Origin of the sequence: Pseudoroseomonas cervicalis ATCC 49957 (genome assembly GCF_000164635.1) — a bacterium.
GTDB classification, from domain to species: Bacteria; Pseudomonadota; Alphaproteobacteria; order Acetobacterales; family Acetobacteraceae; genus Pseudoroseomonas; species Pseudoroseomonas cervicalis.
In genome coordinates this window covers 1-1,981 of the sequence record NZ_GG770981.1, presented here as the reverse complement: position 1 = coordinate 1,981, position 1,981 = coordinate 1, and the positions used below count along the sequence as shown (strand labels likewise).

Below are 1,981 nucleotides of genomic sequence, written 5' to 3'. Positions count from 1 at the left end.
GCACCCGCCCGGCCGGCGGCCCGCTGCGGCCCGAGCCGCCCGCCGAGGGCGCGAAGGAGGGCGGCAAGGAGACGGCGCCGGCGACCACGGGCTGGATCCGCCGCCTCTAAGCCGGCCGGTCAGAGCAGCTGCCGCTCCGCCAGGGCCCGGAAGAAGCCGCCGGCGGCGATCAGCTCCTCATAGCGGCCGCTCTCGCAGATGCGGCCGTCGCGCAGCACCAGGATGCGGTCGGCCTTCACCACGGTGGAAAGCCGGTGGGCGATGACGATGCGTGTCGCCGCCAGCCGGTCCAGGCTGTCGGTCACCATGGCCTGGGTGCGGTTGTCGAGCGCGCTGGTCGCCTCGTCCAGCAGCAGGATGCGCGGCCGCGCCACCACGGCGCGGGCCAGCAGCACGCGCTGCACCTGCCCGCCCGACAGCGTGCTGCCGGAATCGGAGATGACGGTCTGCATGCCCATCGGCATGGCGCGCAGATCCTCGGCCAGCCCGACCTGCTCGGCCGCCGCCCAGGCCGCGCGCTCCGGCAGGTGCAGATTGGGGCCGAGGATGTTCTCCAGCAGGCTGCCCGGCATCAGCCGCCCGCCCTGCAGCACGACGCCGAGCTGCCGGCGCAGCGCCTGCGGGTCCAGCCCGCCCAGGTCCTGCCCGTCATAGAGGATGGCGCCGGATTGCGGCTGCTCGAAGCCCAGCAGCAGGCGCAGCAGGCTGGATTTGCCGCTGCCCGAGGGGCCGACGATGGCGACATACTCCCCGGCGGCGACGCTGAGCGAGAGGTCGTCGAACAGCGGCGGCCCGTCCTGGCCGTAGCGGAAGCTGACGCGGCTGACCTCCAGCGCGCCGCTCAGCGGGCCGGGATCGGCGCGGTGCCCGCCGGTCTCCGGCACCGTCTCCAGGATCGGCGCGGCATGGGCGTAGACCGGGCGCAGCGCCGCGATCTGCACCGCCGCGCCCGCCAGGCCGGCGATGCCCGACAGGCTCTGGCTGAAGGCGTTGAGGAAGGCGAGCAGCGCGCCCAGCGCCAGCCCCTGCTGCCCCCCCTGCTGCCCGGCGCCGGGCGCGCCGAGGCCCAGCCAGTGGATCGCCAGGAACAGCGCGGCGGTGGCCAGCGGCAGGGCCAGGGTGCCGGACAGCTCGCTCAGCGTGCCGACCTGCTCGGCCAGGAAGCGCTGCCGCGCCAGCCGCGCCTGCAGCCGCGCCCAGCGCAGGAAGGCGCGCTGCTCGGCCGCCGCCAGGCGCAGCTTGGCGATGCCGCCGGCCAGTTGCAGCAGCAGCCCGGCGCTCTCGCCCGCCAGCGCCACCACCTCGCGCTCATGCCGGATGCGCAGCCAGCCCAGCAGCAGGGTGACGCCGAGCAGCAGCGCCAGCATGGCCAGCGCCACCAGGGTCAGCCGCCAGGAATACCAGGCCATCAGCCCGAGCGAGAGCAGCGAGAGCAGCCCGGTCAGCAGGCTGCCGATCAGCGCGCCGCCGACGGCGCGCTCGATCACCTGCACGGCCAGCGCCCGCTTGGCCAGCATGCCGGCGGAATGGCCGCGGAAGAAGCCCATGGGCAGGCGCAGCAGCCGGTCCATCACGGCGGCCTGCAACCTGGTGCCGGCACGCCCCTCGATGCGCAGCGCCGCGATCTGCACGGCATAGCGCAGCAGCAGCATGACCAGCGCCAGCACGCCCAGCACCAGCGCCATCTCCAGCAGGCGGGGCAGGTCATAGGCGGGGATGATGCTGTCCACCAGCACGCCGGTGGCCAGCGGCACGCCCAGATTGAGCAGCCCGGCGGCGGCGCCGAGGCCCACCACCGCCAGCGCGTCGCTGCGCGCCCAGCGCAGCAGGTTGCCGCCGATGTCGCGGCCGCGCAGCACCCGCGACGGCAAGGGCGCGTAGAGCTGGAAGACCTCGCCGCGCAGCGCGGCGGCGGCGGCGGGCGGCAGCGGCGCCAGGCTTTCCTGCACCGGGTCGTAGAGCTGCCAGCCGCCGCGCAGCG

Annotated in this window: 1 protein-coding gene; it reads right to left on the bottom strand. The window is 75.3% G+C overall.

Going from position 1 to position 1,981, the window contains the following annotated elements:
- Nucleotides 1-119: 119 nt before the first annotated feature.
- On the bottom strand, nt 120-1,981 hold a 1,862-nt coding region (locus HMPREF0731_RS20940; RefSeq protein WP_007006237.1), incomplete at its 5' end, for an NHLP bacteriocin export ABC transporter permease/ATPase subunit.